Origin of the sequence: Saccharophagus sp. K07 (assembly GCF_014336955.1) — a bacterium.
In the GTDB taxonomy this organism is placed as follows: Bacteria; Pseudomonadota; Gammaproteobacteria; order Pseudomonadales; family Cellvibrionaceae; genus UBA5868.
Genome location: NZ_QRAI01000005.1, coordinates 98,265 through 118,816, shown reverse-complemented (window position 1 = coordinate 118,816; position 20,552 = coordinate 98,265). Strand labels below are relative to the sequence as shown.

Below are 20,552 nucleotides of genomic sequence, written 5' to 3'. Positions count from 1 at the left end.
TTCTCCATTAAACCGCTTCGGACGGAAATTGATGATTGCGATAAAACGCGGTTTTGGTTTTTATGGTTTTGGGATGCAAGACCACTGCCGATGAACCCGACAACATACACTTGCCATCCATACGCCACGCCACCATACCGTGACCACCATAGGCAGGATGTTCGCTCGACCACAGTATGTCCCAATCGCAATCATCGTGTGGCGCCAGCAGTGGTTCAGGCAGCGGCGACAAAGGTAAATCCCTTCCCATATTCACAAGTAAAATCCGATCATCCCTTCCACTGCGGGAAAAGAAACGCAACAAAAAAGCCGATTCAGACAATACCGCACCATCCACGCCAACCAGCTCCGCTTGTGAAAATATGGGATCCAGCTTGCGCAGGGTGAGCAGATCCTTATGCAACTGATAAATAGGCGCGTGTGTTTCACGCTCCTGAAAATTCAATTTGCAGCGGGTAAAAGTAGTCGGATCATCGGGTCGCAATAAATAATTCTGCGTTTCGCTATGAGCCAAGGACGGGAACTGATGCAGAAATTCCGTCCGCCCCTGCATGACTTTTTCTGCTAAATCAGCGTTGTGATCCGCAAAATAACAAAACGGAGCAGATGCACCGAACTCCTGCCCTTGAAACAACAGCGGCGTAGCCGGTCCCAGCAATAACAATCCGGTAAAGGCTCGATATAAGCCTGGATGAGACATAGCATCCACGCGCTTGCCACTGCCCGTATTGGCGACCTGATCATGATTCTGCAGAAAATGGATAAATGACGTTTGAGGTACTGAAAAAGTCGGTGTGCCCCGCCTTTGGCTCTGCCAGTGATACCATTGACCTTGATATAAAAATCCGTATTTCACCGCGGAAATAAACTCCTGGGGTCGCCCGAGATAATCAGAAAAATAGGCTTCTTTATAAGTTTTTAATGCGACCAACGCCGAATGATGAAAATCATCATTCCATATGCCATCCAAGCCGTAACCGCCATCCTCCGGGTTGCGTACCATATCGCTGTGCTGTGGTTCATTTTCCGCAACTATATAAAGCTGCCGGTCGCCAGCCTGTTTGCGCGCTTCAACGACGATATCCTTGATGATATGGCGCGCCGACGAGTCAAAAATCTGCTGAGTCGCATCCAGACGAAAGCCGTCAAAATGAAATTCCTCTATCCAGTAAGCCGCGCAGGCACAAACGAATTCTCTTACTGCTTCGGATTGCGGGCCATCGTAATTAAATACGTCACCCCACTCCCCTTTGTAAGTCGCAGAAAAATAATGCTTGGAAAACTGGGCGAAATAACAACCGCTGGCGCCGCAGTGGTTGTAGACCACATCCTGAATCACACCCAAGCCCAGTCGATGCGCTTCATTGATAAACGCTCGCAGATCATCCGGCGTGCCGTAGTGATGAAAAGGCGCAAAAAAATCAACGCCGTCATAACCCCAGCCGAATTTTCCATCAAATTCTGCCAGAGGCATGATTTCGATAACGGTGATACCCAATTGCGCCAATTCCTCCAGCTCTCGCTGCGCAGCGCGGTAGGTTCCCTCGGGTGTGAAGGTCCCTATATGCATTTCGTAAATCACGCGGTTGTTAGGCGAAATGCCCTGCCAGGCATCGTCTGTCCAAGCGAACTTTGATGGATCAATAATTTGCGATGGCCCGTGGGGTCCTTCTGGTTGAAAGCGGGAAGCCGGATCTGGATAAAGCGTTTCTTTTTCGTTGATGCGAAATCTATAGCGGTCCCCCGCTTTGGCCTCAGCAATCAATCCGGACCAATAACCTCCGGATTCTTCATTTAAATCAAATGACTTTTGCCCGCCGTTTTCCAATATCACCTGCATGTTATGCGCATCGGGCGCCCAAACTCGAAAATGCACTCCAGCAGGCATTACCTCCGCGCCAACCGCAAACTTTCGTCTTATGACTGCCATTTCGCCGCTTTCCTTTTTCCTGGTTTTCTGGCGATTGCAAGCGCTGTACCACAGCTAAAAACAGTCTATAGGAATGCGAACGAGCGCTACTTTCTTATAAGCGTCGCGCACATGTTTGCGCTCGGCTAATCCTTGGGTGTGGAGCGAAGGCTTCTTTTGCGGTGATAATGAACCATCGACAGGAATATTTGCATGCGACCTATGTAAAACTTACAGGTTCTTATTATTGGAAATAAAAAACCCTTGAAAAATTAAACACGTTCTACATAGGCACATGCCTTGCTATGCGGCATACGTGGTCGTGATATGCATTTGGAGATGCATCATTTGCGTTTTGGTTACACGGCCTTTCACTTGCCCCTCTTTAGCCTAACCCCAAGGTAAAGAAAATGTGCCGATACATCTCCGCGATTAATGCAATTTTACGCAAGGCTGGACTTATTAGTGCTCTGCCACTTTTTTGCTCCCCGTTTTTTTACTCCCCGTTCTTTTACTCACATAGCTACGCCGATAGTCCAGTGCCACCCGTATCACAACAATTAAAAGACCCCAAAGCAGCAGATGTAACAGTGGTTGGGCATGTTTTGGAACCACGGCAACTTCCGGTTGAAAAAGGATTGCTTGGAATCGCTCTCCACTGGGGGTTTGAAATGAACGTATTCGCCAAGGATTTGGTCAATCCGCGCATGATGGCCGTTGCCGAAGGTGGAACTGTATACGTCACCAGACGCAGCGTTGGAGACGTGCTTATGCTGCAGGATCAAAACGGCGATGGTGTGGCAGATGTGCAAAAGGTCGTAGCGCGCAGACCGGACATGCACGGCATCACTATCGACGGTAAAACCATGTATTTGGTCACCGTCAACAGCGTATATCGCACCACCATTCAGACAGACGGCACCCTCGCACCCTTGGAACAACTGGTGGATGACCTTCCGGACGCCGGCCAGCACCCCAACCGTACTCTCGCCGTAGGCCCGGACGGGATGTTGTACGTCTCCGTAGGCTCCACCTGTAATGCCTGCGCAGAAAGCAATCCGGAGAGCGCCACTATTTTGCAAATGAAACCGGACGGAAGCAGCCGCACGATTTTTGCTTCCGGTTTGCGCAATACCATAGGTTTTGCATTCAAACCGCAAACTGGCGAGCTTTACGGCATGGATCACGGTATTGATTGGCTCGGCGATAACGAGCAATACGAAGAACTGAACCATATCGTTAAAGGCAAACAATACGGCTGGCCTTATGTATATGGCGCAAGCCACTTTAATCCGCAGGATGAGCCGCCCGGCAATATCACTATGAAAGAGTGGGCGGCGCGCAGTGAAGAACCTGTCGGTTATTACACTCCCCACGCCGCTCCTATGCAGATGCTGTTTTACACCGGCAAACAATTTCCGGAGGAATATCAAGGCGATGCCTTTGTTGCCATGCGCGGCTCCTGGAATCGCAAACCACCTTCCGGCTACGAAATTACCCGCATTCGTTTCAGCGGCGGCAAACCCGCGTCATTCGAAGTATTTGCGCAAGGGTTTTTAATGCATCTGGACGACAAATGGGTACACCAAGGCCGATTGGCCGGCTTGGCACAGACCAAGGACGGAGCGTTACTCGTCTCCGACGATACGAACGGCGTGATTTATCGAATTGCCTATACTCAAAATGGTAGACAGGGTTGGCCGGTTGGCGAGCCGACAAACTCTGCTGGCACCCAGATAAAAGTGATTCAGCGTCTGGGTGTTCCGCCGGAACAAAAAACACCAGTGCTGGCCATTGATGTGTTATCAGCGCCGCAAACACTTTCAGTGACTTCGCCTGCATTTTCCGACGGCGCCCCATTGCCCGATATTTTTGCCGCGGACGGCGAAAATATTTCTCCACCATTGCAATGGCAAACAGGGCCAAAAGGAACTAAAAGTTATGCAATAGTGATGGAAGATCCAGATGCAAGTGAAAATCCACCCTTTGTGCATTGGCTGATTTACAACATTCCGGGCAACGTCACCCAAATTGAAAAAGCGGTACCTCCAGCACCGCAAGTTCCCAGACCCAAAGATGCGCTACAAGGGGAAAATGATCGTGGAAATATCGGCTACTTTGGCCCCAAACCACCACCTGATGACCCAGCGCACCATTACCATTTTCAAGTATTTGCCGTGGATAAAAAGTTAAATATTCCGTTCGGTGCAAGTCGGGAAGAGCTACTGAACGCATTGAAAGGCCATGTACTGGCCAGCGGTAAAATTACCGCAACTTATGATCGCTAAATTGCAGCGACGGCGATTTTTGCGATGACGTCGACATTAACAGAATAGTTATTTGCGAAGAGAAACTTATCTCTCGGTCGATGCATCCATATAAAAGATAGATGAAAGAGAAGTGACGTAAACGATGTATAAAGGCGAAAGACTCAACAGCATTACCCACCTGATGGGTGCGGCATTGGCCTTGGCAGGCCTGATCGTTCTGATCAACCAGGCGGCCCACCAAGGCCATTTAATGAAGATCATCAGTTTCAGTGTTTATGGCGCAACTTTGTTTACGCTGTATTTGCTGTCTACCCTGTACCACAGTTTCCGCGGTCGGGCGAAAGAAATCTTCCAAAAATTCGATCATGCGGCTATCTATTTATTAATCGCCGGCACTTATACCCCGTTTTTATTAGTAAGCCTGGAAGGCCCGTGGGGCTGGACTTTATTTGGCATTATCTGGAGTTTGGCGGTTATCGGGATTGTGCTGGATGCGACATTAAAACCACGGCGCGAAGTACTGTCCGTTACGCTTTATATAGTGATGGGCTGGCTATGTTTGGTGGCGATAAAACCCTTGGTTCACGCTTTATCGCACCAGGGATTTTTGTGGTTGCTGGCGGGTGGGATTTTTTATACCGCTGGTGTTGTGTTTTATGTGTTTGACCATCGCAAGTCGTATTTTCATGCCATCTGGCATTTGTTCGTATTAGCAGGCAGTGTAAGCCATTATTTTGCGGTGTGGCTGCACGTTCTCTAGAAGCTATCTCAAAATAGAAGCTATCTCAAAATGTCTACGTTCAGCTGATTTTTGAAATGGCTTCTAACCAGCCACACCAACTCATCCCTTACCACATCAAGTCATCCGGGATCACATAATCCTTGTAAGGATCTTCTTCGTCAGTCATTTGCGTATTGGCCGCCTGTGCGTTGGACACCACCACACAGGATGCGTCGCGCTGCGCAATTTTATTCGCCACAATCCGCGGCACCAGCTCGTAACCCTCGCCTAAACGCACAATTGCCAAAACACCATTGACGATCTGGCGGTGCACCGCGTTGGAAACCCGAATCTTTTTGATTTTGTTGCCGTCGGTAAAGTTGTACTCGACATCACCCGAACCGCGCTGCTGCCGGTGATTCTCAACCAGCTGGCGGATCTGCGCCTGAATCGCCTTCTGCTCCGCTTCCAGATCGCGCTGGCGATTCAACTCCCGATCCCTCTCCGCCTTGGCCGCCCGCGCCGCCTGGGCTGCAGCCTTTATTTCGTCCTGCTCCGACTGCCCAGTGCGACGCGCCTGCTTATCCTGCTTGCGCTTCTCTTTCTCCGCCTGTTTGGCCTTCTTTGGGTCGATCAAACCCGCTTTGAGCAATTGGTCTTTCAAGGATGTCATGGAAAATCCCCTGGACAGTATGAAAAGCGGCCATTGTAACTTAGGCGCGTTCAAAATCGGCTACTCAAGCCCATTACCACTATCCTACCTCGGCACTTTTTCTTTGATTGGCCAGATGGTTCTCATAATCCTGCTGCTCCAACTCTCCGAAGCGGAGGTGGGACTTAAGAATTCTATCGCGAACTTCATCGGCATAAGCTCGTTGCTTCATGTCCGCTTCTTCTACCAACTTTTCAAATAAATGATCTGGATATGATGAATCGTGGTTGATTTGCTCGCTCACTTTTCCAATCAGATCATGCCTAATCAAAATTTCAGGTGTTTCGAAAGTGTACGGAGGTAAAGAAGTAGAAATTTTCTCATAAGGGTAGGCTTCTTGCGCTACCCTTTTTTGCTGAAGTGCATCGTTGGAAAGCTCGACACGAAACGACTCCATAATCATGCTCATGAGCTCGGCACATTTTTTCCGAACAAGCTGATTCTTTGAGCGATAGATGAAACGGAAACGCACGCTTAATAAGTGTTTGTCCGTCAACGGAAGGTGCCACAAAACCCCGACATGCTCCGTCGCCTCATATCTTCTTCTACAACCGATATATTCATACCGAATCCATTGATTAGGCCCATCAATGACTTGCCAATTTAATCTACTTTCGCCAGATTTCTGTGTTGAAAGAAATGGCGTTGTATATATCAACCTTTCAATCGCACATTCCAATCTTCTAGGACGAAACAGACTCTGAAACTCCGGCAGGTGAAAGACACTCAAACCAAACCCAACATCCGCAGCACTATCACTTAAAAACAACCTATGAAATTGCCACTCACAATTGAAAAGACCAAAACCTTCCGTTTCATAGGGATCGTCGTTTCTCCAACGACCAAAAGGCAAATCATATAAATTATCGGTTTGGCACTTTGGTCCATTTCTAATGACGCCGTCATCACTATCTGGTAGTTTTACGGAAATCAAAGTCCCCGATAAGTTAATCTTTAACTCCGACTGTTGGGCTAAGCTTGGCCCCCGTAACGGTAGACATAAATCGATCAGCGCCATTTGACTTATTCCGCAACCATCATTTTATGAATCGGGTCCCAAACTAGTTTTTTAGCTTTACCCGCGTAATGACGCACACCTTCCTGGACAGACTTACCAGAGGAATCTATCACCTTCTGACTCAATGTACGACTTTGCCCCAGCAAAAATGGCGCTGCCCCAACTGCTGCTGCAGAGATGCCCAAGAAGGTAGCTGATGCCGTAGCAATTCCCGCCGTAGTGATGGCCGTCTGTATAGCGTTGTAAACTGGGATGCCTACATTAGCGGGATCGGCCCTTCTGGTGACGATGGCATCACTAAAGAAATTGAGACTCGTTAGATATTGACGCGCACTCATTATATTGATCAACGGCGCTTTGGATGCCAGCTTCATGCCTGTTTTACTACGCCATCTGTCGATCAACTGGAGATTTACCGTTGGATTGGCGTAAAAGACCGTAAAATTCTCCAAGGATTTACCCTCTTTGGCCACAATACGCAAAGCGGACTTCAGGAGAATATGTCCATCTTCGTGTACTGTTAAATTCAGTTCTTTTTCCTTTTCTGCAGTTAAAGCCAAGATATCTGCAAGCTTTTTAGCGGTCTGGGTACTAAAACCATTATTATCTCGAAAGGACCGCCATTCACCGGAAAGATTGCCTGAGCAAGGATTATAAAAAAGCGAATAAACATCTCGGATAGCTATTTCGCCAAATCCATACTTAATAAGATCAGGCATAAAGTTAGCTGCATTTTGAATACCGTTCGCATAACCATTTATCGCCAAATTTTTGGTCTGGATATGATTTAACTCAGAATTGGTATCCGCTTCCCAAACTTCCTTACCCTTTCCAGTTTGCTTTCTTACTGCATACACTCCAGGGTTGATCTTATCCGAATTATTGGGAGTTACGTTGATTTGGGTAACATAGGAACTACCATGCCAAACAGCATAGATAATCTCCCCACCTTCCAACCTTAGCCGCCTTGTGATAGGAGATATCACGCTAAACTGGCTATTTAAATAGCCGACATTTTTTATGGAAAGGATTTGATTATAAAAATAACGCTCCGAAAAACTTTTATCTTTTCTTTTCAGCAACTCATTAAACTGACGCTTGGCGTTCTTTGCAATAAATAGCCTTCTTCCATTCGAAGAACCCTCACCAATTTCCTCAAATTGATCCTTGAAATATTGGTCAATATTGCCTTTAAAATCTGATAATGTTTTTTCAACCACCATGAGCTCCATTCTCCTTTTTCATTGAAACTATTTAACTCCCAGATTGCTTCGGGATATAGGCATAAACACCAACCTCTATCACAAACGCACTATTGTCTTCAATTTGACAGCAGCTGAAAAGCCCCAAAGAAGGCCTCGTTAAACATCAACTATTGCACTGCGTAGCCATAAGATTCAGTGAAGGGAGGAACCCCTTAACCCCGCTACGTTTTCGCTCCCGTCATCTTCGGTCGAATCAGCCTCTCAGCCTCGTCGGAGCCACATCCTTGAAATACAACTGATCATTCATAGCCTCCCCATAATCAACCGCCGTTTCTGGTCAGCAGAAAGAGATTTGATCAATCGCTCATGGCGCAACGCGGCACTGCGGTCAGGAAAGGAAGCGCGATAGACCACCTCCAACGGCCGCTGCGACCGAAAAAACTTGGCCCCTCGCGCATTCACCCTGCCATCGGCCATATCCATATGCTCCTGAAAGCGTCGGTCGATATCAGTTGCTATGCCGGTGTATAGATGGTTTTTATCGGTGAGGATGATATAGACGTGCCAGGTGGAACCGTTCAATACACCATCTTCGCTTATTCCTTCAATTTGAGTCATGGTTGTTTTTAAAAAATTTCTTTCACCGATTGTTAGTCAATGTGGTCAAGTGTAACGTCAAATCTGAATGAACAACACCGCACATCCGGCGCGCGAGGCGGTTGCAATGCATATGACCGATCTAGCGGCGGAATTTCACCTGAGCAATAAAGAAGTAGATGGTGTAGATGATATTGAGTTCTGGATCCACAAATTATTTAACAAGATCTGTGGATATATGACCAAAAATGGATTTGGTGATCTCTGGGATGAGGAATTTAAGAACCGATGTTGAAATTCCCGGATTTAAAAGGCCGACCTACGTTATTGGATGGAACTGCGGAAACGCACCCCAGCAATTAATGAAAGCAGCGCAAAAAACCACCACCCCGCGCTACCACCGCTGGATTTTGCGGATTTTTCCGTTGCTTGGGTTTGCACAGAATTTTTCTGAGGAACAACAAAATCGCCAACACAGGTTTTTTGTCCGAGACTAACGCCTATATTGATAGAACTGTATTGGGAATTCGGTTGGCAGGCATTCAATACGCCTTCGGCGGATTTCACTGCGCCCAAAATCAAATTGGCTGAGGCGATGGCGGAAAAATAGTGATCAGTCAGGTCCAGATTACCGTATATTCCCAACACATTATGCGCGACCACATCCAGATTGCCATCCAGAATCAAATCGCCGTAAAAATGTACTTCCTCGGCTTGTAAATACATATCGCCAGCATATGCACCTTCTTCTGCACTTTGCTGGATGTCGTAACGCACCTCCACGTCCGAACCAACCAGCGTAATCGATGCATCGCCAAAGCGTGTAAAAGCATATTCCTCTTCAGAACCAGAAAAACGCAGAGTTAATTGGTCGGCGTTAGCCGGCGCAGTGGAATTATCCGGCAATAAAATTTCACTTCTGGATGGGTAAACAATAAATGCGGAGGTAGAGTTGCGCTGCAGCCAGACCCAGTGAATGGTGTCTTCGGTTTGTGCGATATCCAGAATTTGCCAGGAATTATCTTCGGCCAAGGGAGTGCCGGCGATATGGGGAAGATCGCTTACAGAGACGGAGGCTTGGGCTTGCATGGAGAGCCCAACAGCCAGACAAAGCGCTAAGAGGATTCGCACAAAGTTTTCCTTTGACCACTACGAATTGACCAAATATTAATCAGCACTTTTTCCCCGGTATAGCTGTTCCAGTCAGATCTGAGATCCGCGTCTCACTAACTTTTTGGTTATAAGAGCGTTTAGAGGGGGAAATAGCCCGGTTTGAACAATATGCTTCCGCGCTCTACCATAACGCCCCTTTTTGATAGCTCTGCAAATGCTTATGGCTGCTGTACAGATTATTGTGGGTTCCGTGTCGGGCACTGCCCTGGAAGTCGCGGAAGCCGTCGCCGACACCCTTACCGCTCATGGTCACCAAGTGCGGATCAATGCGCGTTTTCAAAAAGGTGATCTGCAGGATGCGCAGGAGGTATTACTGATCTGCACCTCCAACACCGGCATGGGCGATTTGCCGATGAACATAGTTCCTTTCTACGAGCATCTGAAAAATGACTACCCCGCCCTGGCCGGCCGCCGCTACGGCGTCATCAACCTGGGCGACAGCTCCTTCCCCAATTTTGCCCAGGCGGGCAAAACTCTGGATGAAGCCGTGGCCGATTTAGGCGCTGTGCGCATCGGCGAGCCGTTGGTCATAGATTCCATCTTTACCAACGATCCCGCCTCGGATGCATCCGACTGGGCCAATGAATGGAGCACTCTGCTATGAGCGAACGCGCCCTGATCGGCCTGTTTTATGGCAGCTCAACCTGCTACACGGAAATGGCGGGCGAAAAAATTCGCGACCGTATCGGCAGCGAGCGCGTAGATCTGTGCAATATCGCCGACGTACCGGTGATTACCGCGCAGCTGTACGACTATTTGATTTTCGGTATTCCCACCTGGGATTACGGTGAATTACAGGAAGACTGGGAAGATGTTTGGGCAGAGCTGGATGATCTGGATCTCACCGGCAAAAAAGTCGCGCTTTACGGCCTGGGCGATCAAGTGGGTTATCCCGAATGGTTTCTCGATGCCCTCGGTTATCTGCACGATAAACTCGTCGAACGCGGCGCGACAATTTGTGGTTACTGGCCCAATGAAGGCTACGAATTCGAAAGCTCCAAAGCCTTAACCGACGACAGCCAATACTTTGTCGGCCTGGCATTGGACGAAGAAAATCAATTCGACCTGACAGCCGATCGCATTGCGCAATGGTGCGATCAGATTTTGCGTGAATTTGGCTTGATATGACACTCGATCCCAAAACCGCCCGCATTACTTGGGACGAAAATGGCCAGCCGATCTCCAATCAATTCGACGATGTGTATTTTTCAAAAAATAGTGGCATCGACGAAACCCGCTTTGTTTTTTTAAAACACAACGATTTGCCGGAACGCTGGAAAGATTTGCCACCGGGCGCCGTATTTACCATTGCGGAAACCGGCTTTGGCACTGGTTTGAATTTTCTTGCTGCATGGCAAGCCTGGCGTGATCACGCACCCGCAAATGCGACGCTGCATTTTATCAGCGTGGAAAAATTCCCCCTCTCGCGCGACGACCTCGCCCGCGCGCTTTCGTTGTGGCCGGAATTAAATGATTTAGCATCTGCCCTTCTGCGCCAATATCCGCCCGTCGATGCAGCAGGATTTCACCGTCTGAATTTTGGTTCAGTGCAATTAACGCTGATTTACGACGACGCCCTTGCAGGTTTTTCGCAATTGCTGCCCATTGTTCAGCCCGGCCCGAATGTGGCTGTGCAGGAATGCGGATTTGGTCCTTATAGCGGCAAAGGTTTGGTGGATGCCTGGTTTTTGGATGGCTTTGCGCCAGCGAAAAATCCGGATTTATGGACGCCCGAGCTTTTTCAATTATTGGCGCGCTTAAGTCGTCCCGGTGCTACCTTCGCGACTTTTACGGCGGCGGGCATAGTGCGGCGCGGATTATTGGCGGAAGGATTTCAAGTCAATAAAGTTCCAGGTTACGGCACCAAACGGGAAATGCTGCACGGCATGATTGCCGATACCCAAGCAGCAAAACCTGTCGAAGGAAAACACGATTTCAGCTGGCATTTGGTGGAAACAAAAGGAACTCCACCAAAACATGTGGCGGTGATCGGCGCAGGCATGGCCGGTTGTCACACAGCCTGGGCGCTGGCGCAAAAAGGTGTGCAGGTTACTTTGATCGAGCAAGCCGAACCCGGTGCGGGCGCCTCCGGCAATCCGATGGGGGTTTTGTACAGCCGCCTTTCCCACACCACCGGTCGCTTGTCCGACTTTAATCTCACCGCTTATCTCTACGCCTGCCGCTTTTATCACCAGGAGGGATTTTTCCAATCGGTTGGCGACAGCTGCGGCGTTTTGCAATTGCCGGAAAATCCCGAGCACGAAACCCAATTAAGGCAAATTGCCGAGCTTATGCTGCAATCTCCGGAAATCGCCCGCTGGCTGGAACCGACGGAAGCTGCCGAAATTGCCGGAGTTCCACTTCCCAATGGCGCACTCTATTTTCCCCAGGCCGGATGGTTGAGCCCGCCGCAACTCTGCCGGGCACTCGCCAATCATCCGAATATTCGCCTGCTGACCGGTACCCGAGTCCAGGAAATTCGCCAAAGCACCAATGGATGGGAGCTACTTGGCGATACTGACGAGGTTATTTCGGCTTGCGAGGCAGCGGTTATTGCCTGCGCCTACAGCAGCAGCCAATTTGCCCAATCCATGCATTTGCCTTTAAAGAAAATTCGCGGCCAGGTCAGCCTGGCTCCAGCCACACAAACTTCGGCAACGCTTAAAACCGTGCTCTGCGGCGAGGGTTATATAGCGCCAGCCGTCGACGGCCAGCACTGCATGGGAGCCTCCTTTGTATTGCGCACGGAGGAGACCGAACCCTCCTGGCAGGAGCACGAAGGCAATCTGCACAATGTCGCCGAACTCTCTCCGGCTCTAAACGGGCTGGTCGTCGAAGATCTGCATCAGGCGCGCGTCAGCTTCCGCTGTACCACACCCGATTATCTGCCAATCACAGGCCCACTCGCAGACGCCGATACCATGGCCGAGCGTTTTGCCCGCTTGCGCCAGAATGCCAAAGCCAATGTCGATCAACCCGGCGGCTATTACCCCGGCCTATTTATCAACGTCGGCCACGGCTCCCGTGGGCTGGCCTATACGCCCTTGTGCGCCGAACTGCTCGCCTGCCTGATCACCGCCCAGCCGCTGCCTCTGCCGCGCGAGCAGATCCTCTCACTGCACCCCGCGCGGTTTTTGATTCGGGATTTGGGCCGTAACCGGATTTAAGGATTAGCCGCACCGCGGTCAGTTCGCTAAAATGCCCGCATTTTTGGGCCTTAGCCCGTCAAATGCGGTTTTTGTGTTATGTCAGAACTACTCTCTCCCGCCGGCACCCTTAAAAGCATGCGCTACGCCTTCGCCTATGGCGCCGATGCGGTTTACGCCGGCCAACCGCGTTACAGCCTGCGCGTGCGCAACAACGAATTCAACAAACTGGAAAATCTCGCCCTGGCGGTAGAGGAAGCTCACAGCCAGGGCAAAAAGTTTTATCTGGCGAGCAACCTGTCGCCCCACAACGACAAGGTGCGCACCTATATCCGCGACCTGGAACCCGTCATTGCGATGAAACCGGACGCGCTGATCATGGCCGACCCAGGTCTGATCATGATGGTGCGGGAAACCTGGCCGGATCAGCCGGTGCACCTCTCGGTACAAGCCAACGCCGTCAACTACGCAACGGTGAAGTTCTGGGCCAAACAAGGCATCGAGCGGGTGATTCTGTCGCGCGAGTTGTCCATCGAGGAAATCGAAGAAATCCGCAACGAATGCCCGGATACCGAACTGGAAGTTTTCGTACACGGCGCACTCTGTATCGCCTATTCTGGCCGCTGCTTGCTGTCCGGTTATATGACCCACCGGGACTCCAACCAAGGCGCCTGCACCAACTCCTGCCGCTGGGAATACAACGCCCACCCGGCGAAAGAAACGGAAACCGGCGACTTGATTGCGGTGGAATCGGCGCAGCCGAAAACCTGGAACCCGGAAATCAACGACGAAATCCAGCCGGTGCTGCTGCAGGAAAAAAGCCGTCCAGGCGAATATATGCCCGCCTACGAAGACGAGCACGGCACCTACATCATGAACTCCAAAGACCTGCGCGCGGTGCAGCATGTGGAGCGGCTGGTGAATATGGGCATCCACTCGCTTAAGATCGAAGGCCGCACCAAATCCCACTACTACGTGGCGCGCACCGCGCAGGTTTACCGCCGCGCTATAGACGCCGCCAAAGCCGGCCAGCCTTTTGATATGAACCTGATGCGCGAGCTCGACCACCTCGCCAACCGCGGCTACACCGAAGGCTTCTACCGCCGCCATGTGCCGAGCGAATATCAGAACTATGAAAAAGGCGTTTCCGACAACAGCAACCAACAGTTTGTGGCCGAAGCCATCGCCTACGACGCCGCCAACGGCTGGCTGACTCTGGATGTGAAAAACCGCTTCGAACTAAACGACCAGCTGGAATTGATCACGCCCAAAGGCAATCACGTATTCCGCCTCGGCGCACTGGAAAGTACCAAGGGTGAAAGTCTGGAGGCCGCTCCCGGTTCCGGTCACGTCGTCCGCATTCCCGCGCCGGACTTCCCCCTAACAGAAGACGGCGGTTACGCTCTGTTGATGCGTTATTTATAAACAGCGGATTCCACATGGCTTCATTTAAATCCATTGTCGTCCTTACAGGTGCTGGCGTTTCCGCCGAATCCGGCATCAAAACCTTTCGCGACAGCAACGGCCTGTGGGAAAACCACCGCGTGGAAGATGTGTGCACGCCCGAAGCCTTTGTGCGCAACCCGGAACTTGTACAGCGGTTTTACAACGCCCGGCGCCAGCAATTGGTGACAGAGGCAAAACCCAATCCCGCACATCTTGCCCTGGCGGAATTCGAACAGTCCTTTAAAGGCAAATTCACCTTAGTCACGCAAAACGTCGATGACCTGCACGAGCGCGCCGGCAGCCGCAATTTATTTCACATGCACGGCGAATTATTAAAAGCGCGCTGCAGTTCCACCGGTAAAGTCATTCCCTGACGTGACGATATTACGGTCGACGCACCCTGTCCCTGCTGCAACCGTATAGGCGCACTGCGTCCGCATATTGTGTGGTTTGGTGAAATGCCGCTGTATATGAATGAAATCGAAGAAGCACTGGCTGAGTGCGATTTATTTGTCTCCATCGGCACATCCGGCCAGGTTTACCCAGCTGCGGGCTTCGTGCAAATCGCCCGCAGCTACGGCGCTCATACCGTCGAACTCAACCTGGAACCTTCCGCGGGCCGCTCGCTGTTTGCCGAACACCACTACGGTCCGGCCAGTCAGATGGTTACCGAGTTTTTCGCCCAACTGGCCCAGCAAAACGCTTAAAAAATAGCCGATCAAAGCCGCGCATTTTTCAATGCGCGGCTTTGATCGGCTAGGCAATACATCTCATCCGCTCCAGTTGACCTGCGTCAAGACAAACTTGGGGGGTCGTCCTAAACTTCTGGTTATGAAATCAGATGATCCCAACATGTTAAACGCCGTCCACGAAGAGCCGCACCTTCCCCAAGAAGTCGTGCTGGAGCTGCTCCATTGTCAGTTGCGCAACAATATTGCGCCGCTCGCGTTGGAGATCGACTGCGCCGCCATGCGCACTTGGGGCGAAGAACAAATGCAAGAGCGATTTCGCTACCAAAATCTGGTGCGCGAACTGCGCGCCTGGAATCACTACTTAAACCGTCGCCCAATCAGCCGCATTTTGATCAACGAACCCTTTTGCCTGATGGATGCGCCGAGCCTCACAGAACTGACTCACGCCATCGGCCAAAACCTCAAACTCATTTCCGGCAACCACGTCGAACACACGGCGACCTTAGCCATCGCCGATATCACGCGGCAAAACATCGCCCTGCTGAAGGGATTGGGGTTCAACCATATCGAAATTCGCGTCCCGGTGGATTTTGATATCCAGCAATTGCGGCAAGTAAAACAAACCCTGCTGGAATTCAAAATCGCCTACGTCAGTTTGCAATTGGATTTTGGCAGTGAGCGCGATGCCTTCAGCATGCAACTGATGGAATTGTTGTCATTTGTCGAACCGGCCACCCTGGCGTTTCACCGCAGCATCAAAGATCCATTGGCCCGCATAGCCGGAGAAGGACTTACCGCTCTGTTAATGCAATTTGGCTACTTCCTCCATGAAGACAACACCATCATGCGCTTTAACAGCCCCCTACGCAGCCGCCCTACAGACTGCGTAAGGCTCGGCCCTGGTGCAGCGTCTCGCTTCGGCGCTATGCGCACCGTCAATTTTGCTACCGCACTGGCTTATCATGCCCGCGTACAGACCAATGGCTTGCCCGTAGCAACCTGTCGCTAACCGTGGTTTTGCCCGCTTTTTTGACAAGCCATTCTGGCATCCACTATCCTTTCGATGGTTTACCCGCCCCAAAATTGAGCAAGCATTTCTAATCAGGCTGTTTCCGCATGGTTATTCCTACCTCCCAATGCCACTCCATGCCGCAGATCAATTGCTCCAGCTGCCGCCTGAATATGCTGTGCCTGCCGATCAGCCTTGAACTGACCGACATTAACAAACTCGATGAAATCATCCAGCGCGGCCGGCCGATTCAAAGGGGCGATCACGTCTACCACGCTGGCGATAAATTCCGTTCCGTCTACGCCGTCCGCTCCGGTGCCATCAAAACCGTCAGCAATACCCAGGACGGCCAGGAGCAAATCACCGGATTTTATTTGCCGGGCGAAATCATTGGCATGGATGGACTGGCAACCAATACCCACTCCAACTCCGCTATTGCCCTGGAAACCTCCGCCGTCTGCGAAATTCCCTTTGGCCGCCTGGAAGAATTAAGTGCGCAATTGCCGAATTTGCAGCGCCGTTTTTTCCAATTGATGAGCAAAGAAATCACCAACGACCAACAGCTCATCACCCTGCTCAGCAAAAATAATGCGGATCAGCGCATTGCCTCTTTATTGCTGAGCATTTCCGCACGCAATCACAGCCGTGGCCTGTCGGCGGAAGAATTTTATTTGCCAATGTCCCGCTCAGATATTGGCAATTATCTCGGCCTGACCATCGAAACCGTCAGCCGGGTTTTGAGCCGTCTCCACAAACAAAAAATCATCACGCTGGATAAAAAGCACGTATTGATCAACGACATGACTGCCCTGCGCAATTTGGCGTTAACCAGCGACAAACCCTGATTTTTTACACTCTCCCGCGCCGCTGTGGTGCCATTTATTTAACGGATTTTCTATGCCCACGCCTTTTGCAAAAACCATTGCTCTTATTGACGCCGCCAACCTGCAAGATCCCAATCTGGAACAGGATGGCGACAAATCCTTTCCCAAAGAGTTTTTGTATTCGGAGCGCATGACGCGCTGCCTTTTGGAGTTTCGCCCAGATGCTTCCGAGCATCTGCAAATTGCCGTGCGCGGCCAACATATTGAACGCTGGACCAGCCCGCGCAGCGCCTATCCGGAAGGCCGCACCGGTTACAAAAAATGGCGTGCTGAATTAGGGCTGTTCCACGCGCGGCGCGTAGGTGAATTAATGCACGAAGCTGGCTACAGCGAAGAAGATATCAAACGCACGCAGTACATAGTGCAAAAACGCGGTTTAGGACGCGATGCGGAAACACAAACTCTGGAAGACGTCGCCTGCCTGGTATTTATCCGCCATTATTTGGAAGATTTCGCCAGCAAACACGACGAAGAAAAATTAATCGACATTATCAAAAAGACCTGGGCAAAAATGTCCGCCGATGCCCATAACGCCGCCCTACAAATTCCATTGAAAGACGACCTGAAAAATCTCGTAGTCAAAGCGCTCGCGCCTTAAGCGCGAGTGATTTTCTGTTTTAAGAGACGTTAAGGACAGATTTTTAATGCAGTTTTTCAAGTGACTGAATTTTGAGGCTGCCGTCTAAATGACAGAGCCTCAAGACTGCTTCTTTAATGAAAGTACCTTGCGTGTAGTTTTCGGCAAGGAGGCTACTTGTGCTCGCTCAGCAAATCGTTTTTGCTCCTGCTTAGCTTCCTGAGCCTGCGCCAGCTTGACTATCGCCTCAACACCGCAGCGCAAAAGTCTAACCTGTTCCAGAGCTGTCAACCCCTCGGGAAATTTGCCCGGATGAACTCCGGACGGATTATTTAAATCACCTTCCACAACCACTTTGAAGCCGGTTGAATGCACCGCTGAAGATGACGCCAGATCCACAGTCCATGCTTCGAAATTCATTGCTTTGCCCTCATGGAAAAACCAAGTTTCGTTTATTAATAAGATAATTTTCCTTCTTAACGTTAGCGCACGGATTCACCGTCAGCCAAACCGGCGCTAGACGTAGTTTCAATAACCACTCTGGTGACCATTTCTTACCCATATATATCAAGGCTTGGAAAGAAGATTAGGCGTCCAGGATGTCGAATTCAGTGAAATTTTCACATCTGGGCAAAGTGATTTTTCATTGAATGGGATACATTCCCATGGCCGCGTCCCTGATGCCGGCCTGATGCATATTTGCTCACTTATCGGATGAACAGAGGCTTAATGATGAAAGTCAACCGTATCGTTGCCAATATCCCGACTGCCAACCCCGCCGCAGCGGACAAATTCTACCGCGACATTCTAGGCTTGGAAGTCGCAATGGACCATGGTTGGATTCGCACTTACGCAGGATTAAATCAAATGACCGTCCAAATCAGCTTCGCCAGCCAAGGTGGTTCGGACACGCCGGTACCCGATCTCTCCATAGAAGTAGACGACCTCGACGAAGCACTGCTCCGTATGCAACAAGCTCAAATCCCTCTGGAATATGGCCCGGTCGAGGAACCTTGGGGTGTGAGAAGGTTTTTTGTACAGGATCCGTTTGGCAATCTGGTGAATGTGCTGCAGCACATTTGATAGAGCTGATGCCTATGCGGGGCTACTTTATGCGGCCCCTGTCTGTGCTCAGCTGTTTTTGGAGCGACTACAAAATAAAACGCCTAACCCAAGAAATCTTTTTTTAGAATGCCGCGCCCCAGACGCCTAATACTCCTTCTGGCTAACCCTATTACGAGATCCGAATGTTTGCATTTCTCTCCTTTTTGCTGATAGCCGCAAATCTGCGACCAGCAATCACCACCGTTGGTCCATTGATTAGCAGCATTCAAGACGCCACTGGATTGTCCGGCACCGCGCTGGGACTCTTGAGCAGCCTCCCCTTGCTCGCCTTTGCCGCATTCGCCCCGCTCGCCAATTTCGGTCGTCGCTTTGGCCTTGAGCGAGTGTTGACGGTAGCTATGGTGATGCTCTTTACGGGACTTCTTATTCGTTCCAGCGGCTCTGCCATAGCGCTTTATTGCGGCACATTACTGCTCGCGGCGGGCATCGCTATCGGCAATGTACTCGTCCCCAGCATCATCAAACGCGATTACCCCGACCGAATAAACACACTCACCACCATCTATGCGCTGGTGCTCACTTTAACTGCTGCTATTGCCTCGGGGCTGGCAGTTCCTTTGGAACGGTTGCTGCCCGGCGGATGGCAAAGCGCGCTGGCAGTCTGGGCAATCCCAGCCGCACTTGCGGCAGCACTCTGGGCATGGGCGTCTTTTCGGCCTCGCCACACACCTCCACCCAATCCGAATTCCACAACGTCATCCATTTGGCGTTCTCCTATCGCTTGGTGCGTCACCACCTTTATGGGGCTGCAATCACTCTGTTTTTATGTATCCATCGCTTGGCTGCCCAAGGTCATTCAGGACAACGGCCACGCCCCCGCCTTTGCAGGCTTAATGATCACTGGCTTGCAGCTTGTCTCTCTGGTTTCCGGCGCCGCCATGCCGCGCCTGCTCGCTAAGCGAAAAAATCAAAGTGGACTCGCCTTGTTCGCCGCGCTCACCATGGCGACGGGATTTTTTGGCCTTCTTGCCTATCCCAAAGCAGCAATGATTTGGGTTTGCGTTGTAGGATTCGGCAGCGGCATCTCCTTCCCTCTGGCCATAGCCCTTATAGGCCTGCGCACCCGCGACCATCACCAAGCCACCTCTCTCTCCCTAATGTCCCAATCCATAGGCTACCTCCTCGCCGCCTCCGGCCCACTTTTATTTGGCCTTGCGCACGATATTTCCGGCGGATGGCTAATTCCGTTGGGGGGATTGACGGCTTGTGCGGTGGTTCAGGCGGGTATGGGGTATTTGGGGGGAAGGGATAGGATTGTTACGGAAAGGTGAACCGATTCTTGAGAGGCGCTAGTCAGTGAAATTCAAAGAATCTCACGAAAGTTGACACACAATAACGCAGTTGATAACCCTGTTTTACGAGTTATCAACTCGTCTCAGGAAGAAAGGAAAATTCATTTTACTCTCCAATTTCTTTGCTTTAATGACATCAGATAGCTCAACTTCATAACTTCCACCATTAGCCAAAATTCGCAGCCCTTCCATTCCGTACGACACATAAAACCATTCGTCGAGAATTTTGCAATAACCTACCCTTTTCAACCATGTTGGTTTTCCATCAATTACCAACTCATCATAAATAGGATCGGAATACTCTTTTGGTGCGGGCGGTTGTTCATCCATAAGAACAGGCTCAACACCCAATTCCCGCAGGAGAAGGACCAAATCTTCATCATAAAAGTGCTTAAATTTAGCAACCAAAGTATACCATCGTTGTACTGACCTCCATGCGGAAACTCAATTTTGAAAAATTTTAACTTTTTCAACTCCAGCGAGATTTCATCATTTTCCGACGGATACGATGACCCAGATCCAAATTTTTTGGACATTTGCCGCTCCTTGAAAACTTCTTCAGACACACAAATCCAAAATATTCTCTTGGAGAAACCGGCCAAACGTTGCTGCCGCACACATTATCAAAAATTGAATAAACATCGACGATGCATTCTAACTTTCCTGTTCGCATGCATTGCTCATCTATATTCATCCGGCGATTTTGGATTTAATGACCTCAAACTGAATTTCCAGACATAAATACCTTTTACGAGCCTTTCTTACATGCTTGTTTT

General features: G+C 50.3%; 20 protein-coding genes and 1 pseudogene. 13 read left to right on the top strand and 8 right to left on the bottom strand.

Features of this window, described 5'->3' with window-relative positions; genetic code table 11:
* Positions 1-7 precede the first annotated feature (7 nt).
* Positions 8-1,930, bottom strand: coding sequence for a malto-oligosyltrehalose trehalohydrolase (gene treZ / locus DWB84_RS15075; RefSeq protein WP_187410637.1), 1,923 nt, complete (start codon positions 1,928-1,930; stop codon positions 8-10).
* 650 nt (positions 1,931-2,580) lie between these two features.
* Between treZ and DWB84_RS15070 the strand changes: the two genes are divergently transcribed.
* Together DWB84_RS15070 and DWB84_RS15065 are read left to right on the top strand one after the other, a co-directional pair.
* On the top strand, positions 2,581-4,197 hold the full coding sequence (locus tag DWB84_RS15070; protein ID WP_222868207.1) for a YbhB/YbcL family Raf kinase inhibitor-like protein: 1,617 nt from the start codon (positions 2,581-2,583) through the stop codon (positions 4,195-4,197).
* A gap of 124 nt (positions 4,198-4,321) precedes the next feature.
* A complete protein-coding gene (locus tag DWB84_RS15065) occupies positions 4,322-4,939 on the top strand; it encodes a hemolysin III family protein (RefSeq protein ID WP_187410635.1) in 618 nt (205 codons plus the stop codon).
* A gap of 88 nt (positions 4,940-5,027) precedes the next feature.
* Here the strand turns inward: DWB84_RS15065 and DWB84_RS15060 are convergent, their stop codons facing one another.
* From DWB84_RS15060 to DWB84_RS15045, 4 genes are all read right to left on the bottom strand, one after another.
* Positions 5,028-5,573 (bottom strand): DUF2058 domain-containing protein, encoded by a 546-nt coding sequence (locus DWB84_RS15060; RefSeq protein WP_187410634.1) that lies wholly within the window; start codon positions 5,571-5,573, stop codon positions 5,028-5,030.
* 79 nt (positions 5,574-5,652) lie between these two features.
* Positions 5,653-6,630: a hypothetical protein gene (locus tag DWB84_RS15055; protein WP_187410633.1), complete on the bottom strand. Its 978-nt coding sequence runs from the start codon at positions 6,628-6,630 to the stop codon at positions 5,653-5,655.
* Between the two features lie 5 nt (positions 6,631-6,635).
* The gene (locus tag DWB84_RS15050) at positions 6,636-7,853 is read right to left on the bottom strand and encodes a hypothetical protein (protein WP_187410632.1); all 1,218 of its coding nucleotides are present in this window, start codon (positions 7,851-7,853) and stop codon (positions 6,636-6,638) included.
* Positions 7,854-8,138: 285 nt separating this feature from the next.
* Positions 8,139-8,453 (bottom strand): GIY-YIG nuclease family protein, encoded by a 315-nt coding sequence (locus tag DWB84_RS15045; RefSeq protein ID WP_187410631.1) that lies wholly within the window; start codon positions 8,451-8,453, stop codon positions 8,139-8,141.
* A 67-nt stretch (positions 8,454-8,520) separates the two neighbouring features.
* Between DWB84_RS15045 and DWB84_RS15040 the strand changes: the two genes are divergently transcribed.
* A complete protein-coding gene (locus DWB84_RS15040; RefSeq protein WP_187410630.1) occupies positions 8,521-8,727 on the top strand; it encodes a hypothetical protein in 207 nt (68 codons plus the stop codon).
* A 29-nt stretch (positions 8,728-8,756) separates the two neighbouring features.
* Here the strand turns inward: DWB84_RS15040 and DWB84_RS15035 are convergent, their stop codons facing one another.
* Complete coding sequence (locus DWB84_RS15035) at positions 8,757-9,563, bottom strand: hypothetical protein (RefSeq protein ID WP_187410629.1); 807 nt, start codon at positions 9,561-9,563, stop codon at positions 8,757-8,759.
* A 202-nt stretch (positions 9,564-9,765) separates the two neighbouring features.
* Between DWB84_RS15035 and DWB84_RS15030 the strand changes: the two genes are divergently transcribed.
* The 8 genes and pseudogenes from DWB84_RS15030 (at position 9,766) to DWB84_RS14995 (ending at position 17,380) form a co-directional block, all read left to right on the top strand.
* On the top strand, positions 9,766-10,209 hold the full coding sequence (locus DWB84_RS15030; RefSeq protein ID WP_187410628.1) for a flavodoxin domain-containing protein: 444 nt from the start codon (positions 9,766-9,768) through the stop codon (positions 10,207-10,209).
* On the top strand, positions 10,206-10,733 hold the full coding sequence (fldB, locus tag DWB84_RS15025) for a flavodoxin FldB (RefSeq protein ID WP_187410627.1): 528 nt from the start codon (positions 10,206-10,208) through the stop codon (positions 10,731-10,733). The genes DWB84_RS15030 and fldB overlap by 4 nt, the downstream gene beginning before the upstream one ends.
* A complete protein-coding gene (gene mnmC / locus DWB84_RS15020; protein ID WP_187410626.1) occupies positions 10,730-12,772 on the top strand; it encodes a bifunctional tRNA (5-methylaminomethyl-2-thiouridine)(34)-methyltransferase MnmD/FAD-dependent 5-carboxymethylaminomethyl-2-thiouridine(34) oxidoreductase MnmC in 2,043 nt (680 codons plus the stop codon). Before fldB ends, mnmC begins: the two co-directional genes overlap by 4 nt.
* 78 nt (positions 12,773-12,850) lie before the next feature.
* Positions 12,851-14,176, top strand: a complete 1,326-nt coding sequence (yegQ, locus tag DWB84_RS15015) for a tRNA 5-hydroxyuridine modification protein YegQ (protein WP_187410625.1) — start codon at positions 12,851-12,853, stop codon at positions 14,174-14,176.
* 14 nt (positions 14,177-14,190) lie between these two features.
* Positions 14,191-14,904, top strand: a pseudogene (cobB, locus tag DWB84_RS15010) (Sir2 family NAD+-dependent deacetylase).
* Between the two features lie 145 nt (positions 14,905-15,049).
* Complete coding sequence (locus DWB84_RS15005) at positions 15,050-15,898, top strand: hypothetical protein (RefSeq protein WP_187410624.1); 849 nt, start codon at positions 15,050-15,052, stop codon at positions 15,896-15,898.
* 107 nt (positions 15,899-16,005) lie between these two features.
* Positions 16,006-16,743, top strand: a complete 738-nt coding sequence (gene fnr, locus DWB84_RS15000; protein ID WP_187410623.1) for a fumarate/nitrate reduction transcriptional regulator Fnr — start codon at positions 16,006-16,008, stop codon at positions 16,741-16,743.
* Between the two features lie 52 nt (positions 16,744-16,795).
* Positions 16,796-17,380: a DUF4202 domain-containing protein gene (locus DWB84_RS14995; protein WP_187410622.1), complete on the top strand. Its 585-nt coding sequence runs from the start codon at positions 16,796-16,798 to the stop codon at positions 17,378-17,380.
* A gap of 99 nt (positions 17,381-17,479) precedes the next feature.
* Here the strand turns inward: DWB84_RS14995 and DWB84_RS14990 are convergent, their stop codons facing one another.
* A complete protein-coding gene (locus DWB84_RS14990) occupies positions 17,480-17,779 on the bottom strand; it encodes a hypothetical protein (RefSeq protein ID WP_187410621.1) in 300 nt (99 codons plus the stop codon).
* Between the two features lie 309 nt (positions 17,780-18,088).
* Between DWB84_RS14990 and DWB84_RS14985 the strand changes: the two genes are divergently transcribed.
* Together DWB84_RS14985 and DWB84_RS14980 are read left to right on the top strand one after the other, a co-directional pair.
* The gene (locus DWB84_RS14985; protein ID WP_255429016.1) at positions 18,089-18,442 is read left to right on the top strand and encodes a VOC family protein; all 354 of its coding nucleotides are present in this window, start codon (positions 18,089-18,091) and stop codon (positions 18,440-18,442) included.
* Between the two features lie 164 nt (positions 18,443-18,606).
* Positions 18,607-19,755, top strand: a complete 1,149-nt coding sequence (locus DWB84_RS14980) for an MFS transporter (protein ID WP_187410620.1) — start codon at positions 18,607-18,609, stop codon at positions 19,753-19,755.
* A gap of 84 nt (positions 19,756-19,839) precedes the next feature.
* Here the strand turns inward: DWB84_RS14980 and DWB84_RS14975 are convergent, their stop codons facing one another.
* Positions 19,840-20,184: a hypothetical protein gene (locus DWB84_RS14975; RefSeq protein WP_187410619.1), complete on the bottom strand. Its 345-nt coding sequence runs from the start codon at positions 20,182-20,184 to the stop codon at positions 19,840-19,842.
* Positions 20,185-20,552: the final 368 nt, after the last annotated feature.

Bases quoted from the DNA above. Each gene is read 5' to 3' on its own strand.
- treZ (WP_187410637.1), bottom strand. From the start codon at position 1,930: ATGGCAGTCATAAGACGAAAGTTTGCGGTTGGCGCGGAGGTAATGCCT.
- DWB84_RS14985 (WP_255429016.1), top strand. From the start codon at position 18,089: ATGATGAAAGTCAACCGTATCGTTGCCAATATCCCGACTGCCAACCCC.
- DWB84_RS15030 (WP_187410628.1), top strand. From the start codon at position 9,766: ATGGCTGCTGTACAGATTATTGTGGGTTCCGTGTCGGGCACTGCCCTG.
- DWB84_RS15040 (WP_187410630.1), top strand. From the start codon at position 8,521: ATGAACAACACCGCACATCCGGCGCGCGAGGCGGTTGCAATGCATATG.
- fnr (WP_187410623.1), top strand. From the start codon at position 16,006: ATGGTTATTCCTACCTCCCAATGCCACTCCATGCCGCAGATCAATTGC.
- DWB84_RS15050 (WP_187410632.1), bottom strand. From the start codon at position 7,853: ATGGTGGTTGAAAAAACATTATCAGATTTTAAAGGCAATATTGACCAA.
- DWB84_RS14995 (WP_187410622.1), top strand. From the start codon at position 16,796: ATGCCCACGCCTTTTGCAAAAACCATTGCTCTTATTGACGCCGCCAAC.
- DWB84_RS15070 (WP_222868207.1), top strand. From the start codon at position 2,581: ATGAACGTATTCGCCAAGGATTTGGTCAATCCGCGCATGATGGCCGTT.
- mnmC (WP_187410626.1), top strand. From the start codon at position 10,730: ATGACACTCGATCCCAAAACCGCCCGCATTACTTGGGACGAAAATGGC.
- DWB84_RS15005 (WP_187410624.1), top strand. From the start codon at position 15,050: ATGTTAAACGCCGTCCACGAAGAGCCGCACCTTCCCCAAGAAGTCGTG.
- fldB (WP_187410627.1), top strand. From the start codon at position 10,206: ATGAGCGAACGCGCCCTGATCGGCCTGTTTTATGGCAGCTCAACCTGC.
- DWB84_RS15045 (WP_187410631.1), bottom strand. From the start codon at position 8,453: ATGACTCAAATTGAAGGAATAAGCGAAGATGGTGTATTGAACGGTTCC.
- DWB84_RS15065 (WP_187410635.1), top strand. From the start codon at position 4,322: ATGTATAAAGGCGAAAGACTCAACAGCATTACCCACCTGATGGGTGCG.
- DWB84_RS14980 (WP_187410620.1), top strand. From the start codon at position 18,607: ATGTTTGCATTTCTCTCCTTTTTGCTGATAGCCGCAAATCTGCGACCA.
- yegQ (WP_187410625.1), top strand. From the start codon at position 12,851: ATGTCAGAACTACTCTCTCCCGCCGGCACCCTTAAAAGCATGCGCTAC.
- DWB84_RS14990 (WP_187410621.1), bottom strand. From the start codon at position 17,779: ATGAATTTCGAAGCATGGACTGTGGATCTGGCGTCATCTTCAGCGGTG.
- DWB84_RS15060 (WP_187410634.1), bottom strand. From the start codon at position 5,573: ATGACATCCTTGAAAGACCAATTGCTCAAAGCGGGTTTGATCGACCCA.
- DWB84_RS15055 (WP_187410633.1), bottom strand. From the start codon at position 6,630: ATGGCGCTGATCGATTTATGTCTACCGTTACGGGGGCCAAGCTTAGCC.